Origin of the sequence: Methyloversatilis discipulorum (assembly GCF_000385375.1) — a bacterium.
GTDB classification, from domain to species: Bacteria; Pseudomonadota; Gammaproteobacteria; order Burkholderiales; family Rhodocyclaceae; genus Methyloversatilis; species Methyloversatilis discipulorum_A.
Genome location: NZ_ARVV01000001.1, coordinates 381440 through 396530, shown reverse-complemented (window position 1 = coordinate 396530; position 15091 = coordinate 381440). Strand labels below are relative to the sequence as shown.

Genomic DNA, 15091 nt, shown 5'->3' with positions numbered 1-15091 from the left:
CCGCTCTCTGTTCGGCGCTCAGTGACCCACGCTCGCCGCACCCTTCTCGCCGGTCAGCGAGTAGTTGCGGAAGCGGTCAAGCGAGAAGCCGGTGATCAGTTCGTGCGGCTTGTCATTGACGGCGGTCCAGGCCATGGTCTTGCCGCAGACCGGCGTCGCCTTGAAGCCCCAGGTACCCCAGCCTGAATCGAGGTAGAAACCTTCAACCGGAGTCAGACCCATGATGGGCGCGAAGTCCGGCGTCATGTCGGCCATGCCGGCCCACTGGCGCACCACCTTGGAGTGCGACAGGAAGGGGAACATGTCGAGCAGATGGGCGGCGAGGCCTTCCGGGAAGTCCAGCGTCGAACGCGTCGATTGCACTTCGTACGGGTCGAGCGAGGCGCCCATCACCAGTTCGCCGCGGGCGCTCTGACTTACATATATGTGCAGGCTGCCGGACACCAGGATGGTGTCGAGCCAGGGCTTCATCGGCTCGCTCACCATGGCCTGCAGCGGATGCACGAAGATCGGCGTCTTGAAGCCCACCATGTCGGTGATGCGCGGCGTGAAGCCGGCGACCGCACAGATGACCTTGTTGGTCGAGATGAAACCTTTGGTGGTGTGTACACCGACCACCTTGCCGCCCTTGACCTCGATGCCGGTCACCGCGGTCTGCTGGTGGATTTCGGCACCGCGCATGTCGGCACCGCGGCCGTAGCCCCAGGCCACCGCATCGTGACGGGCCACCGCGCCCGGCGCGTGGTACAGCGCGCCCTGGATCGGCGCATGGCCGCCACAGGACAGGTCGATCTGCGGTGTCTGGCGCTTCACCTCTTCCGGGCCGACCACTTCGGACGCGATGCCATAGTGCTTGTTCACCTCTGCGCGCCAGCGCATCGTGCGCATCGCGGAGTCGGTGTGGGCCAGCGTGAAGTGGCCGCGCGTCGAGTAGAAGAGGTTGAGATCGAACTCGGTCGACAGGTCCTGCCACAGCTGGACCGACTTGTCGTAGAACTTGACGCCTTCGGGCGTCAGGTAGTTCGAGCGGATGATGGTGGTGTTGCGGCCGGTGTTGCCGCCACCGATGTAGCCCTTTTCGAGCACCGCCACATTGGTGATGCCGTGATCACGGGCGAGGTAGTAGGCGCTGGAGAGGCCGTGGCCACCCCCGCCGATGATCACCACGTCGTACGAGGGCTTGAGCTTGTCGTGAGCCGTAAACATCCGGGGTTCCGGATGGGACTTCGACAGACCGAATCGCAATAGGCGCCAGGGCATGTGCTTTCCTGTAGTCCAGACTGAAAGGGTGTCGCTTCTGCTGCAATGCAGCGTGTTTCGGGGGAAGCAACTTTTTTTCGAATCATGAACCTTTTTGTATCCAAGTCAACTTAAATTCTTCTTATGAAACCCCGCGTGTAAGATAACGGTCACAAGGGACAGGTAGAGGCCCAGTCTGGAGGCGGAAAAGCAATGAGCACACAAGACAGCGTCATGGAAGGCGAACTGGAGCGCTACCTCGGAAACACCATCCGGGAGCTGCGCCGGGCGCACGGCCTGACGATTGCCGACATTTCGGAGCGCGCCGACATCAGCCGCGGCATGCTGTCGCGCATCGAGAACGGTCAGACCGCGACCAGCCTCGACGCGCTGTCACGCATCGCGCGTGCGCTCGGCGTGTCGCTGTCGGCGCTGTTCAAGAACTACGAGACGGAGGGCGGCGGCGCGCAGCTGATCAAGGCCGGCGAGAGCATGGAAGTGGCCCGGCGCGGTACGCGCAGCGGGCATACCTACCACCTGCTGTCCTACCACCAGGGCCCGACCAAGCTGTTCGAGCCTTTCCTGATCACGATCGAGCAGGAAAGCGAAACCTTCCCGGTGTTCGAACACCCGGGAACGGAATTCATCTACATGCTGGAAGGCCGCATCGAGTACCGCCACGGCAAGACGGTGTACGACCTGCAGCCGGGCGACGCGCTCACCTTCGACGGCAACGTGCCGCACGGCCCGGAAAAGCTGACCCAGGTGCCCATCCGCTTCCTGTCGATCACGATCTACCCGGAAGCCGGGCATGAGTAAGCGGGTAGGGGCTGGGGGTCAGGGGCTGGAGAGCGCCCTGACCAGCCCCTCTGAGCTCAGGCGACGATTTCTCTTGACGTGATGGTGTAGCTGAAACCGGCGGGGTCGAGGCTGTCCAGGCGGCCGGCGGCGGTTTCGCCTTGCGGGTACATCAGGAAGGGCACGGCGGCGCCGTTCGACCCCGGCAGAGCGATGTCGTGCGCGACATTGTAGGCCAGCCAGTTCATCTCCCATGCGCCGAACAGCTTGTTCCGCGCAGCGACGACGACGTCGTCCTTCAGCGTCAGCCCGGGGCGCTCTTCCAGCACCACCTTGCGCACATCGGCCGGATCGACCGGCACCCAGCCGTAAGCGGCCAGCCACACCTCGGCGCGGCAGTGCTGCGCCTTCGTGATGTCGCCGCTCTTGCCCAGGCTCTTGTAGCCGAACTTCGAATCCGCAACGCGAATGCCATAGACATCGCGCGCCGGCAGTCCGACCGAGCGGGCGAGGCCGACGAACAGTGCATTCAGGTCGGCGCACTTGCCCGACAGGTTGCCGCTTTCCAGCATGCTGCGGATATCACCCAGGCCGCAACCGCGCGTCTTCGGATTGCGCTCGGTGTTGTCGCAGATCCACTCGTACAGCGCACGGGCGCGATCAGTGTCGGTCTTCGCGCCGCGCGTTGCCTTCTGCGCGGTGTCGAGCACGATGCCGTCGGTCGGCAGCAGTTCGGTCGGCTGCGTGAACAGGCGCCGCTCGGCGGCGTCGAGCGGCGGCACGGCATTCGACGCAGCGAAATCGATCGCGCGGTCGCGGGTGGCGAAGCGACTGACCACCTCGATTTCCGGCGCGGCCTGCCCGGCATTCCACTGCGCGACCAGCATGCGCGCGCCATACACCGAATCCTCGGCCACACCGGCGCGCGCGGCATTGCCGTTCCACTCGTTGCCCAGCGTGCGGATCCAGTCGTCGTTGCTCAGCGACGGCAGCGGAATCCATACGGTCACGGCCTGGTCGCTGGCCACCGGTGTCACCCGGGTCACCACCTCGTAGGTACGCCAGCCACTTGCCGGTGACGGATCGAAGGCGGCCGGGGCGGCGCGCAGCGCGCCGGGCAGTGAGGCCGACAGGCCGGCCAGCGCACTGGCGTGAATGAAACGACGACGATCCATGAACATTCTCCAGACGAAATTCAATCAGCGCATCAGGCGCTGCAGCTGTTCGCGCACAGCCGATGCGTCCCAGTCGACCACGCCTTGCGCCCGCGCCACCACGCGATGCCGGCGGTCGAGCACCACGGTGTAGGGCAGCAGACGCACGCCCCACGCCTTGCTGATGCGCTGCTCGCGGTCGAACAGCAGCGGCAGTGCGACACCGGCCTGATCGAGGAAGCGGCGCGCATCGGCGTCGCGGTCGGCGACGGCAATGGTCAGCACCACGACACCGCTGTCGGCGAGCGCCTGCAGCGCCGGCATTTCCTCGCGACAGGGTTCGCACCACGACGCCCAGAAATTCACCAGCACCGGACGACCGGCGTAAGACGCGAGCCGCGTGGCAAGGTTCGCGTCGCCGCCCTGGGGCAGCGCCGTCGGCTCGACCGGCGTCAAGGCGGCCGCACAGAGCGGCGCCGAGCACAGCGCCAGCAGGCAGGCCGCCAGACGACCGGCACGCAGAACGGACCGAAACATGTGCGCACGAAGGGTGTGTCGAAGCGCGCAGTGTAGTGGCAGCGGCTCCGCATTTCATCCGCTCGGGGAGCAGGGCCACTGTCACGCCGCTGTCACCACCCCGTCACCGGCCTGCATTGGGCCGCGATGACACTGTCCACATGCGTCGCGACGATCCCCGCACCGACATCGCCTTCACCGTCGAACGCCTGCAGGCGGCGGACGAGGCATTGCGCATTGCCGTCGTGACCGAGACCTGGCCGCCCGAGGTCAATGGCGTGGCGATGAGTCTGAAGCGCATGGTGGACGGCCTGCTCGCGCGCGGTCACCGGGTGCAGCTGATCCGGCCGAAGCAGCACGCAACCGATGCGCCGCTGCGCGACGGCCCCTTGCGCGAGGTGCTGGCGCGCGGCGTGCCGATCCCGAAGTACGGCAGCCTGCGCGTCGGCCTGCCGGCCAAGCAGAAGCTCGCCCGCCTGTGGACCCTGGAGCGTCCCGACCTGGTGCACCTGGTCACCGAAGGCCCGCTCGGCTGGTCGGCGATGGCGGCGGCACGCAAGCTCAAGCTGCCGGTGACCAGCGATTTCCGCACCAATTTCGACGCCTACAGCGCGCACTACGGCATCCGCTGGCTGAAGCGGCCGATCGCCGCCTACCTGCGCCGCTTCCACAACCTCGGCCACGCCACCTTCGTGCCGACGCAGGCGCTGCAGGCGCAGCTGACCGACTGCGGCTACCGCAATATCGAAGTCGTGTCGCGCGGCGTCGACACCGCGCTGTTCTCGCCGTCGCGTCGCAGCAAGGCGCTGCGCGCTGCCTGGGGAGCCGGCGCCGACGATCTGGTGGTCGCCTTCGTCAGCCGCCTGGCGCCGGAAAAGAACCTCGACCTGGTCGCCCGCGCGTTCGAAGCGCTGCGCCGCGAGCGGCCGGACGCACGCATGCTGTGGGTCGGCGACGGCCCGGCGCGCGAAACGCTGACGCAGCAGTATCCGCACCACCTGTTCGCCGGCATGCGCAGCGGCGAGGATCTGGCCACTCACTACGCCAGCGCCGACCTGTTCCTGTTCGCCAGCCTGACCGAAACCTTCGGCAACGTGCTGACCGAAGCGCTGGCCAGCGGCCTGCCGGTGGTGAGCTACGCCCAGGCGGCCGCAGCCGAACTGATAGAACCCGGCCGCAACGGCCTGCTGGCGCCGCCGGGCGACGAAGCGGCCTTCATCGAACAGACCCTGCGCGCCGGCCGCGACAACGCGCTGCGCGAGGCGATGGCGACCGGCGCACGACGCAGCGTCGAGCAGCTGGACTGGAACAGCGTCGCGGACACCTTCGCCCGCCGGCTGCGCAACGCCGTCAGCAGTGCCGAAACCCTGCGCCGGGCACGCGACGACGCCTTCTGAAGGCCTGCCGGTGCCGCTCCGGGCGCCGTATACTCGCGGTTTTCCCGCTACCGGCACGCCCTCCATGTCCGTCCTCATCTGCGGCTCCATCGCCTACGACAACATCATGGTCTTTCCGGACCGCTTCAAGCACCACATCCTGCCGGACCAGATCCACATCCTGAACGTGTCCTTCCTGGTGCCGGACATGCGGCGCGAGTTCGGCGGCTGCGCCGGCAACATCGCCTACAACCTGAAGCTGCTCGGTGGCGAACCGCTGATGATGGCCACCGTCGGCCAGGACGCCGGCCCCTATTTCGAGCGCTTCGCCGCGCTCGGCATCCCGGTCACCCACGTGCGCCGCGTCGATGACGCCTTCACCGCGCAGTGCTTCATCACCACCGACCTCGACGACAACCAGATCACCGCCTTCCATCCGGGCGCGATGAGCTTTTCGCACGAGAACCGGGTCAGCGACGCGCAGGGCGTGAAACTGGGCATCGTCGCGCCCGACGGCCGCGACGGCATGCTGACGCACGCGCAGCAGTTCGCCGACGCGGGCATCCCCTTCGTGTTCGATCCGGGTCAGGGCATGCCGATGTTCAACGGCGACGACCTGCTGCATTTCCTCGAACTGGCGACCTGGTGCACGGTCAATGACTACGAGGCGCGCATGCTGTGCGACCGCACCGGCCTCAGTGAAGCGCAGATCGCCGAGCGCGTCGACGCGCTGATCGTCACCCGCGGCGGCGAAGGTTCGCGCGTCTATCACGGCGGTACGGTGACCGAAGTGGCGTGCGTGCCGGCCGACGAATTGCTCGACCCGACCGGCTGCGGCGACGCCTACCGTGGCGGCCTGCTGTACGGCCTGTCGCGCGGCGCCGACGTCGTGTCGTCGGCCCGTCTGGCGTCGGTTATGGGAGCGATCAAGATCGCCAGCCGCGGCGGTCAGAACCATGCGCCGACGCGCACCGAGATCGAGCGTCGCTTCCGCGCCACCTTTGGCAGTGCGCTCGATTTCTGAACGAGAGCACGGAAACAACTGCTCACGATTGCAGCATCGCCGGTTCATTGCCGGCGCGTTAAATGAGATGGTTTGCCGGCAAGGTGCCGGCAGCAATCCGACGGAGAGATGAAATGAATCGCTTGGCGCTTACCGCGCTGATGATGGCCGGCCTGGTGCTTGCCGGCTGCCAGTCCAGCCTGTCCGGTGACACCTATTCGCGCGATCAGGCGCGGCGCGAAATGTCGGTACGCATGGGTACGGTCGAAGCCGTGCGCGCGGTCACCATCGAAGGCACCAAGTCACACGTCGGCACCGCCAGCGGTGCCGCCATCGGCGGTCTGGCCGGTGGACGCGGTTCGACCGCAGGCGCCATCGCCGGTGCAGTGGTCGGCGGCGTCGCCGGTGCATTGATCGAGGAAGGCGCGACCCGCCGCTCCGGTCAGGAAATCACGATACGTCTGGACAGCGGCAACGTGATCGCCGTGGTGCAGGAAGGCGACGAGAAGTTCAACCCGGGCGACCGCGTGAAACTGGTCGGCTCCAGCGGCAATACGCGGGTCAGCCGTTACTGATGTCGGTCTGCGTGTGCGGCAGCGGCCGCGCGGCGGACGCCTGCTGCGCGCGCTTCCATGCCGGTGAACCGGCACCGACACCGGAGGCGCTGATGCGCTCGCGCTACAGCGCCTTCGTACTCGATCTGCGCGAGTACCTGCTGGCCACCTGGCACCCGACGACGCGCCCCGCTGCGTTGCCGCCGCCCGAGCCTGGCCTGAAATGGCTCGGGCTGGAGGTGAAGCGCAGCGCGCTGCAGGACGCCGATCGCGGCACGGTCGAATTCGTCGCCCGCAGCAAGCTGGGCGGACGGGCGCACCGCCTGCACGAAAACAGCCGTTTCGTGCGGGAGAACGGCCGCTGGTACTACGTCGATGGAGATTTCGCGCGCTGAGCGCGACGGACGGGCTGTGATTCCATACTCAGGGGTCAGCGCTGCTGTCCTCCTGAAAACCCGACGATTCTGCGCACTTGGGGGAGCGGCCTTCCGACCGCAACTGCGCCTGTCATCGTCGGCAATACAGGTTCATGCGCACTGTCGCGGTCGGAAGACCGCCTCTACAGGGCTCACTGAGCAGAAGACCGCCCGAAACGGCTCAGTAATCGTCGTCGTTCGCGACCTCGTCCTCTTCATCTTCCTCGTACTCGTCGTCCGCCTCTTCGGCGACGCGGGCTTCGAGGAAGGCCTTGAAATCGTCCGGGTCACAGAACTCGTCGATGAAATCGGCGAGTACGCTGACCACCATGTCGGGGTCCCAGTCGCACTGGTCGGCGGCGTCGTGGATCAGCTTTTCGGTGCTCATTGTCTTTCTCCCGAAGGAACACTGACGAGGGTGAGAACGGCTTTTGCAGCCTAGCACAGGCTCATTGCTTCGCCACCGTATCGGCATTCTGGCCGAACAGCAGCTTGCGCGACTGCTCGTCCACGACCGGCTTGTCGCTGACCTGCGCGCCGCGCTCGTAGGCGCGCACGGTGGCAGTGCGGGCGCGTATCGATTCGAACCAGCGCTTCAGGTGCGGAAAATCGTCCAGATCCATCTGCTGGCGCTTGTGCGGCACCACCCACGGGTAACTCGCCATATCGGCGATCGTGTAGTCGTCGCCGGCGATGAAGGCGCGGTCCGCCAGATGCTTGTTCAGCACGCCGTACAGGCGGCCGGTTTCGTCGACATAGCGCTTGATCGCGTAGGCGATCGCCTCCGGCGCGTACTGGACGAAATGGTGATTCTGCCCGGCCATCGGCCCGAGGCCGCCGACCTGCCAGAACAGCCATTCGAGCGCCTGCACCCGGGCACGCAGATCGGCCGGCAGGAACTTGCCCGTCTTTTCCGCGAGATACAGCAGGATGGCGCCCGACTCGAACACCGACAGCGGCGCCCCGCCGTCGGCCGGTGCGTGATCGACGATGGCAGGCATGCGGTTGTTCGGCGAGATGGCCAGGAATTCCGGGCGGAACTGCTCGCCGGCGCCGATATTGACCGGCACGATGCGGTGCTCGACGTTCGCTTCTTCGAGGAACATCAATACCTTGTAACCGTTCGGGGTCGGCCAGAAATGAAGATCGATCACGATGCGCTGCCTCGGAATGAATGCCGTCGCGTCCAGCCTAACCCGCCGCCGCGGTTTCTGTCTGCCCGAGCTGTAAGCCGCCGTGTCGGATGGCGCACCGCCGCCACGTACAATGTCGCTTTCTCGCAACTGCCTCGCCCATGCTCCAGCACGCCATCATCCCGGTCACCCCGTTCGCCCAGAACTGCACCCTGCTGTGGTGCGACGAAACGATGAAGGGCGCCGTCGTCGACCCGGGCGGCGATCTCGACCGCGTGCTGGCCGAGGTGCAGCGCCACGGCATCACGCTGGAAAAGATTCTGGTCACCCACGGCCACCTCGACCACGCCGGCGCCACGCAGGACCTGGCGGAACAGTTCGGGCTGCCGATCGAAGGCCCGCATCCGGACGACAAGTTCTGGATAGACGGCTTCCCGGTGCAGGCGCAGATGTTCGGCTTCCCGCCCTGTCGACCCTTCGTGCCGACCCGCTGGCTGGCCGACGGCGACACCGTGACCGTGGGCAAGGTGACGCTGGACGTGGTGCACTGCCCCGGCCATACGCCGGGCCACGTGGTGTTCGTCGACCGCGCCGGCCGTCTGGCCCAGGTCGGCGACGTGCTGTTCGCCGGCTCGATCGGTCGCACCGACTTTCCGCGCGGCAACCACGGCGACCTGATCCGTTCCATCCGCGAAAAACTGTTCCCGCTCGGTGACGACATCCGCTTCATCCCCGGCCACGGCCCGATGTCCACCTTCGGCGAGGAACGCAAATACAACCCCTACGTGGGCGGAAACCACTGATATGCAACTCGAACGCATCCTGCAGAGCCAGGGCTTCGGCACCCGTCGCGAATGCCGCGCGCTGGTGCGCCTCGAACGCGTCACCGTCGGTGGTGAAATGATCGACGACCCCTTCGTCGAACTCGATCCCGAAGGCCTGGAATTCACCGTCAACGGCCAGCCCTGGCGCTATCACGAAAAAGCCTACGTGATGCTGCACAAGCCGGCCGGCTACGAATGCTCGCAGAAGCCCAAGCACCACCCGGCGGTGTTCACGCTGCTGCCGTCGCCACTGGTGATGCGCGCAGTGCAGTGCGTCGGCCGGCTCGACGAGGACACCACCGGCCTCTTGCTGCTGACCGACGACGGCCAGTTCATTCACAAGCTCACCTCGCCCAAGCACGGCGTGCTGAAGCGCTATGTCGCCACCACCAAGCACCCGGTCGACGACGCCCAGCTCGCCGCACTGCGCGGTGGCGTCGAACTGAACGACGCGCCCGGCGTATCGGTGGCCGCGCACGCGGTCGAACAGATCGCTGCGAACCAGCTGTCGATCACGATAGGCGAAGGCAAGTACCACCAGGTCAAGCGCATGGTGGCCGCCGCCGGCAACCGCTGCGAGACGCTGCACCGGGTCGCGGTCGGCCGTCTGGAACTGCCGGCCGATCTGGCGCCGGGCGAATGGCGCTGGATCGACCCGTCGGAGGTATAAGCGCATGGCCATCCAGACCGATTCCCTGCCCAGCGGTCCGCGCATCGTGTCGGCAGCACCCGCCGGCCCGCAGGAAGACGCACTGGAGCGCGCGCTGCGGCCGAAGCGACTCGACGAATACATCGGCCAGCAGAAGATCCGCGACCAGCTCGACATTTTCGTCGCCGCCGCCCGCGGTCGCAGCGAGCCGCTGGACCACGTGCTGCTGTTCGGCCCGCCGGGCCTCGGCAAGACCACGCTGGCCCACATCGTTGCCGCGGAAATGGGCGTCAATCTGCGCCAGACCTCGGGCCCGGTGCTGGAGCGCGCCGGCGACCTGGCGGCGATACTGAGCAACCTCGAACCGAACGATGTGCTGTTCATCGACGAAATCCACCGCCTGAGCCCGGTGGTGGAGGAAATCCTCTACCCGGCGCTGGAGGATTTCCAGATCGACATCATGATCGGCGAAGGCCCGGCCGCGCGCTCGATCAAGCTCGACCTGCCGCCGTTCACACTGGTCGGCGCCACCACGCGCGCCGGCATGCTCACCAACCCGCTGCGAGACCGTTTCGGCATCGTCGCCCGGCTGGAATTCTACTCGGCCGACGAACTGGCGCTCATCGTGCGCCGCTCGGCGCGCCTGCTCGACTGCGCGATCGACGACGCCGGCAGTCTGGAAATCGCGCGCCGCTCACGCGGCACGCCGCGCATCGCCAACCGCCTGCTGCGCCGCTGTCGCGACTACGCGCAGGTGAAAGCCGACGGCACCATCACGCGCGAAGTGGCCGACGCCGCACTGCTGATGCTGGACGTGGACAGCGTCGGCCTCGACCTGATGGACCGCAAGCTGCTCGAAGCGGTGATCGACAAGTTCGACGGCGGCCCGGTCGGCGTGGACAACCTCGCCGCCGCCATCGGCGAATCGCGCGACACCATCGAGGACGTGCTGGAGCCCTACCTGATCCAGCAGGGCTATCTGCAGCGCACGCCGCGCGGCCGCATCGCCACCGCCGCCATCTATCGGCACTTCGGTTTCAATGCGCCCGGCCCGGCCGTCGCCTCGCTTTGGGACGAAAAGCCGGAAGGCTGACGCGCGTGGTCAGCGCTCGCCGTCGGTCGTGCGGCGGCGCATTTCGTCGAGCGCGGAATCGAAGCGCGCGTCGCCGGCGCGGATGTTCTCGATGTAGACCTCCCACGCCTCGACGCCCTGGCGGGCGGCGATCAGCTCGCCCGGCCGCAGCGCGAACGCGCGGTCCTCGGCACGGGTGCGCAGCTTGGGCGGCGTGAACAGCACCAGCATCTCTCCGCGCGCAAAAATGTCCTTCGCCAGCGCAACGCGGCGCGACGCGGCGGCCGGCCCGATAGAGCCATTGGGCGTGGTGACGCGGCCGGTCAGCGAATCAACGCCGGTGTAGAGCGCCGGATCGCGCGGGTTCTGGCCGGCCTCGACCAGATCGTCGATCTGCGCCATCACCTCGTCACGCCGCTGCGGCTCTTCGAGCAGCAGCGGGAACACCGCGGCGTTGAGACGTTTCGCGTAATCCTCGAAATTGAGCTTCACCCGCATCGCCACCGCCTCGTCCGTCACGTTGCGACCGAGCGCATCGAACGCCTGGACCGCACGCCCCACCTCCTCGATGGCCACCCGGGCCAGCAACGCGGCGCGCGCGTGGTGATGGTGACGCAACAGCAGCGGCGCTTCGTGCAACAGCTGGCGTGCGTTGTCGATGGCCACGTCGCGAATGGTGCGCAGCAGACGCGAACTGAGGGGAACGCTGGAGAAGGATGCGGACGACACGGCAGGACTCCGGTTACGCGGAACGGGCAGGGGCGCGACACACCACCCCCTGGAAAAAGCATACGCAGCGCAGCACGGCACGTCCAGCGGGCAGAAGTCGCGCGTGCGCAACGTGTCACCGGGATGCGGATGCGAGCGCAGCGTACCCGCCCCGACGGCGCGGTGTTCAGCCAGACAGGAATCGCGGCTGGCGGCTATGACCCCGTCGCGGATGGATCCGGCAGCTGGGGAGACAGCGGTATCGTCAGCGTCACCTGCAGGCCGCGATCGCGGGCGCCACTTGCCAGATCGATGCGACCGCCGTGCGCCTGAACAATCTCGCGCGCGATCGCAAGGCCGAGGCCGCTGCCCTCGGCACGGGCGGCGGTGCCGCGGCGGAAGCGCTCGAACACCTGCGCCCGCTCGACAATGGAAATGCCCGGACCGCTGTCGCTGACGCTGAGCAGGAGATGGTCGTCATGCGCCTGTGCGTGGATGACGACTTCGCCCGGCGATCGCGTGTAGCGGATCGCGTTGTCCACGATGTTGGCGAGCATTTCCGGCAGCAGCACGCCATCGCCCTGCAGCGCAGGCAGTCCGGGTTCGATGTCGACGCTCACTTCGATGCCCCGCGCCAGCGCCGCCGGAATCAGCGCGGCCACCACGTCCTCGACCATCGTGCTCACGACGACCGGCGCGCGGGCCAGCGACGCGCCAGCCTCCGCCCTGCTCAGGCTGAGCAACTGGTTGGCCAGCCGCGCAAGCCGTGCGCAGGCGGCATCCATGTCGCGCAGCAGGCGTTCGCGCTCCGGACCCTCGGCGGTACGCAGTACGAGCTCGACCTGGGTGCGCAACACCGTGATCGGCGTGCGCAGCTGGTGGGTCGCATCGGCCATGAAGCGCTTCTGCGCATCCAGCGTATGCCCAAGCCGCTCCATCAGCTGATTGATCACATGCACCTGCTCGAACACCTCGGCTGGCAGCCCCTGCTCGTCGATCGGGCCCATGTCCGCATGGTTGCGACGGGCGATCGCTGCACTGACCCGCTGCAGTGGCGCGATACCGCGCCCGACCCCGTACCAGAGGAAGAGCGCAAGTCCGGTCACGAAAACAGCCTGCGGCGCCAGCATGTAGGTCATCACCTCCTGCGCCATCAGTTCACGCTTGTTCAGCGTCTCGGCCACACGCACCAGCAGGTCATGGTCCCGCACTTCGCCACGGGTGACGAACTCGGCCAGCCGCACGCGCCGGCCATCGACTGTGCCGTCGTAGAGGTGCGCATCGCCATCGACTTCGATGTCCGCTGCCGGCAGCGCACGATTGCCGGCCCAGACGCGGCCGCTGCGGTCGGTGACGCTGAAATAGACCGTATCGATCTCGTCGAACTCCAGCATCCGACGCGCTGCGGGCGGCAGATCGACGGCAAGGCCTGCACCGTCCGGGACCACCTGACCGGCGAGCGTCCTGGCCGAATCCTCCAGCGCGCGGTCGTGCGCCAGATTGGCAAAGTGGAGCACCACGCCGTGTGTCGCCCACACCCACAGCACGGTGAGCGCCAGTATCGGCGGCAGCAGCCAGCGCAGCAGGCCTCGTCTGAGCGTGGCACGCTCAGTGCGCATCGGGTTTCTCCAGCAGGTAGCCGAGACCGTGCAATGTGCGGATGCGGATGCCGAAGGGCTCCAGCTTTCGACGCAGTCGATGGACGTACACCTCGATCGCGTTATGGCCCAGTTCGCTGCCCCAATCGCCCAGCGTGTGGGCCAGTCGGGACTTGATCACCGCCTCGCCCGGTCGCTGCATCAGCGCGTCGAGCAGCGAGGCTTCGCGTGCCGACAGTTCCAGCGCACGACCGCCGATATGCGCCTGCCGGGTGAGAGGATCGAATTCGAGCGGGCCGTGCGACAGACGCGCCGGCCCCACGCCCGCTCGCCGGATCAGCGCGGCTACGCGCGCCTCCAGTTCGGGCAGCGCGAACGGCTTGGTCAGATAGTCGTCGGCGCCCTGGCGCAAGCCAAGCACGCGCTGATCGAGGCTGTCGCGCGCGGTCAGCACCAGAACCGGCGTGCGGTCGCCGCGCTGCCTCAGTTGCTGCAGCAGCTGCATGCCGTCGGTATCGGGCAGACCGAGATCGAGCACCACCATGGCATAGTGGCCGCACAGCAGGGCGCCGTCGGCGCTCCGTCCGTCTCCGACCGCATCGACGCCATAGCCAGCGCCTCGCAATGCTTGCGTAAGTGTCTTGCGCAGCGCGTCGTCGTCCTCGACCAGAAGTAATCGCATCGTTGAATCCGTGTATCAGAAGCGGCATGGCGCGGCACTGCATGAAAGAACTTTGTAAGGCCCCGGCAGCTAGCCTGCCGCGCTTTCTTCACGTTCAGCCGCAGCCGCTTTGACCCGCTTTCACGAAATCGTTGCAGGGGCCGCCCGCGTGGGCGTCCTGTTGCTGCTCGCACTGGCGCCGACCGTCTGCACCGCGAACAGTGCGCTCGATCTGCGCACCGCGCTGCGCCTTGCGCGCGACGCCGAGCTGCAGAGCGCGCTCGACGCGGCATCGCTCGCGGCCGTCGAAGCGGACCGGCGCAGCGCCAGCGCCCACCCCAATCCGGTCATCAGCTATGGCCGGCTGCGACCCGGCCGCGCGAGCACCATGTTCGACGGCTCGCGTCAGCAGGACGTGGCGATCGAGCAACCGCTGCTGCTGGGCGGACAGCGACGTGCGCGCATGGATGCGGCCGAGCGCGCGGTCGACGCGGCGCGCGCTCGCGTGGCGGTGTCACGGATGACGCGCGCCGCCGACGCCGCACTCGCCTTCGTGTCGCTGCAGGCGGCCCAGTCACGGCAGGCCGCCGCGACCGTCGGGCTGAACCGGCTGGAGGACATCGTCGCCAGTGCGAGCATGAACCCCGCCGCGCACCCGTACGCCGAACAGCGGCTGGCCTTCGAACGCGCCGACTGGCGCGCCGCCCTGTCCGCCGCCGACGCCGAACTGGCCGCCGCCAGGCAGCGTCTGGCCGACATGCTCGACATCGCGGACTGGCGCACCCTGGTGGTCGTCCCGCTGAACCCGCTCGACCTGGTCGCTGCGAACGGCGAACGCAGCGGCGAACGCAGCGACCATCTGGCGCTGCATGCCGCGCGGCTGGAGGAGACCGCCGCCGAGGCGGCAGGGCGAGCGGCGCGCGCCGAACGCTTCCCGCAGGTTTCGCTCGGCCTCATCCGCAGCTGGACCAGCGAGCCCTACGGTATCGCCGACGGGGTCAGCGTGTCGGTCGAACTGCCACTGTTCGACCGCCGCGACGGCGCCGTGGATCGCGCCGACGCACTGGCTGCCGGCGCGCGGCTGCAGCGCCAGCTGCTGGAAGCCGAAATCGACCTCGATGCCCGCCGCAACCAGATCGAGGTGGCGATGCGCAGTGACGCGCTGGCCGCCTTCGATGCCGAGGTCGGACCGCGCCTGCAGGCGCTGCTGCGGCTGGCTGGCGACGCCTACCGGAACGACAGTGCCGGGCCGGCCGACCTGATAGACGCCCTGCGCGCGCAGCAACGCGCAACCCTGCGCCGGATCGAGCTCGAGGAAGGATTGCTGCGCGCCCAGATACGGCTGTTGCTGGCACGCAGCGAACTGCCGGGCCTGCTCGACTGATCCGCC

The 15091-nt window shown here is 67.5% G+C and carries 17 protein-coding genes; 9 read left to right on the top strand and 8 right to left on the bottom strand.

Features of this window, described 5'->3' with window-relative positions; translation table 11 throughout:
• Positions 1 to 18: 18 nt before the first annotated feature.
• Positions 19 to 1260 (bottom strand): FAD-dependent oxidoreductase, encoded by a 1242-nt coding sequence (locus METRZ18153_RS0101840; RefSeq protein ID WP_024300675.1) that lies wholly within the window; start codon positions 1258 to 1260, stop codon positions 19 to 21.
• Positions 1261 to 1473: 213 nt separating this feature from the next.
• Here METRZ18153_RS0101840 and METRZ18153_RS0101835 point away from each other — a divergent pair, with 213 nt between their 5' ends.
• Complete coding sequence (locus tag METRZ18153_RS0101835; RefSeq protein WP_020163136.1) at positions 1474 to 2058, top strand: helix-turn-helix domain-containing protein; 585 nt, start codon at positions 1474 to 1476, stop codon at positions 2056 to 2058.
• Between the two features lie 56 nt (positions 2059 to 2114).
• Here METRZ18153_RS0101835 and METRZ18153_RS0101830 read toward each other — a convergent pair whose 3' ends face one another.
• Positions 2115 to 3212: a transglutaminase-like domain-containing protein gene (locus METRZ18153_RS0101830; protein ID WP_029143487.1), complete on the bottom strand. Its 1098-nt coding sequence runs from the start codon at positions 3210 to 3212 to the stop codon at positions 2115 to 2117.
• 24 nt (positions 3213 to 3236) lie between these two features.
• On the bottom strand, positions 3237 to 3728 hold the full coding sequence (locus METRZ18153_RS0101825) for a TlpA family protein disulfide reductase (protein WP_020163134.1): 492 nt from the start codon (positions 3726 to 3728) through the stop codon (positions 3237 to 3239).
• A 140-nt stretch (positions 3729 to 3868) separates the two neighbouring features.
• Here METRZ18153_RS0101825 and METRZ18153_RS0101820 point away from each other — a divergent pair, with 140 nt between their 5' ends.
• From METRZ18153_RS0101820 to METRZ18153_RS0101805, 4 genes are all read left to right on the top strand, one after another.
• Entirely contained in the window at positions 3869 to 5104 is a 1236-nt protein-coding gene (locus METRZ18153_RS0101820) for a glycosyltransferase family 4 protein (RefSeq protein ID WP_020163133.1), read from the top strand.
• 64 nt (positions 5105 to 5168) lie between these two features.
• Positions 5169 to 6107, top strand: a complete 939-nt coding sequence (locus tag METRZ18153_RS0101815) for a carbohydrate kinase family protein (RefSeq protein WP_020163132.1) — start codon at positions 5169 to 5171, stop codon at positions 6105 to 6107.
• Positions 6108 to 6220: 113 nt separating this feature from the next.
• Positions 6221 to 6661, top strand: a complete 441-nt coding sequence (locus METRZ18153_RS0101810; protein WP_020163131.1) for an outer membrane lipoprotein — start codon at positions 6221 to 6223, stop codon at positions 6659 to 6661.
• Complete coding sequence (locus METRZ18153_RS0101805; protein WP_020163130.1) at positions 6661 to 7035, top strand: YchJ family protein; 375 nt, start codon at positions 6661 to 6663, stop codon at positions 7033 to 7035. The genes METRZ18153_RS0101810 and METRZ18153_RS0101805 overlap by 1 nt, the downstream gene beginning before the upstream one ends.
• A gap of 202 nt (positions 7036 to 7237) precedes the next feature.
• Here METRZ18153_RS0101805 and METRZ18153_RS0101800 read toward each other — a convergent pair whose 3' ends face one another.
• Both METRZ18153_RS0101800 and METRZ18153_RS0101795 read right to left on the bottom strand, forming a co-directional pair.
• On the bottom strand, positions 7238 to 7444 hold the full coding sequence (locus METRZ18153_RS0101800) for a hypothetical protein (protein WP_019915645.1): 207 nt from the start codon (positions 7442 to 7444) through the stop codon (positions 7238 to 7240).
• A gap of 61 nt (positions 7445 to 7505) precedes the next feature.
• A complete protein-coding gene (locus METRZ18153_RS0101795) occupies positions 7506 to 8210 on the bottom strand; it encodes a glutathione binding-like protein (RefSeq protein ID WP_020163129.1) in 705 nt (234 codons plus the stop codon).
• Positions 8211 to 8350: 140 nt separating this feature from the next.
• On the opposite strand from METRZ18153_RS0101795, the gene METRZ18153_RS0101790 reads away from it, so the two are divergent.
• From METRZ18153_RS0101790 to ruvB, 3 genes are read left to right on the top strand one after another with little or no spacing between them, the layout of a single operon-like run.
• The gene (locus METRZ18153_RS0101790; RefSeq protein WP_020163128.1) at positions 8351 to 8992 is read left to right on the top strand and encodes an MBL fold metallo-hydrolase; all 642 of its coding nucleotides are present in this window, start codon (positions 8351 to 8353) and stop codon (positions 8990 to 8992) included.
• A 1-nt stretch (position 8993) separates the two neighbouring features.
• Positions 8994 to 9683 carry a pseudouridine synthase gene (locus tag METRZ18153_RS0101785; RefSeq protein WP_020163127.1) on the top strand — a complete coding sequence of 230 codons (690 nt, stop codon included), beginning with the start codon at positions 8994 to 8996 and terminating at the stop codon, positions 9681 to 9683.
• A gap of 4 nt (positions 9684 to 9687) precedes the next feature.
• A complete protein-coding gene (ruvB, locus tag METRZ18153_RS0101780) occupies positions 9688 to 10755 on the top strand; it encodes a Holliday junction branch migration DNA helicase RuvB (RefSeq protein ID WP_020163126.1) in 1068 nt (355 codons plus the stop codon).
• A gap of 9 nt (positions 10756 to 10764) precedes the next feature.
• Here ruvB and METRZ18153_RS0101775 read toward each other — a convergent pair whose 3' ends face one another.
• The 3 genes from METRZ18153_RS0101775 to METRZ18153_RS0101765 form a co-directional block, all read right to left on the bottom strand.
• Entirely contained in the window at positions 10765 to 11463 is a 699-nt protein-coding gene (locus METRZ18153_RS0101775; protein ID WP_020163125.1) for an AbiV family abortive infection protein, read from the bottom strand.
• A 194-nt stretch (positions 11464 to 11657) separates the two neighbouring features.
• On the bottom strand, positions 11658 to 13061 hold the full coding sequence (locus tag METRZ18153_RS0101770; protein WP_020163124.1) for a sensor histidine kinase: 1404 nt from the start codon (positions 13059 to 13061) through the stop codon (positions 11658 to 11660).
• Positions 13051 to 13722, bottom strand: coding sequence for a response regulator (locus METRZ18153_RS0101765; protein ID WP_020163123.1), 672 nt, complete (start codon positions 13720 to 13722; stop codon positions 13051 to 13053). The genes METRZ18153_RS0101770 and METRZ18153_RS0101765 overlap by 11 nt, the downstream gene beginning before the upstream one ends.
• Before the next feature lie 148 nt (positions 13723 to 13870).
• Here METRZ18153_RS0101765 and METRZ18153_RS0101760 point away from each other — a divergent pair, with 148 nt between their 5' ends.
• Entirely contained in the window at positions 13871 to 15085 is a 1215-nt protein-coding gene (locus METRZ18153_RS0101760) for a TolC family protein (protein ID WP_020163122.1), read from the top strand.
• Positions 15086 to 15091: the final 6 nt, after the last annotated feature.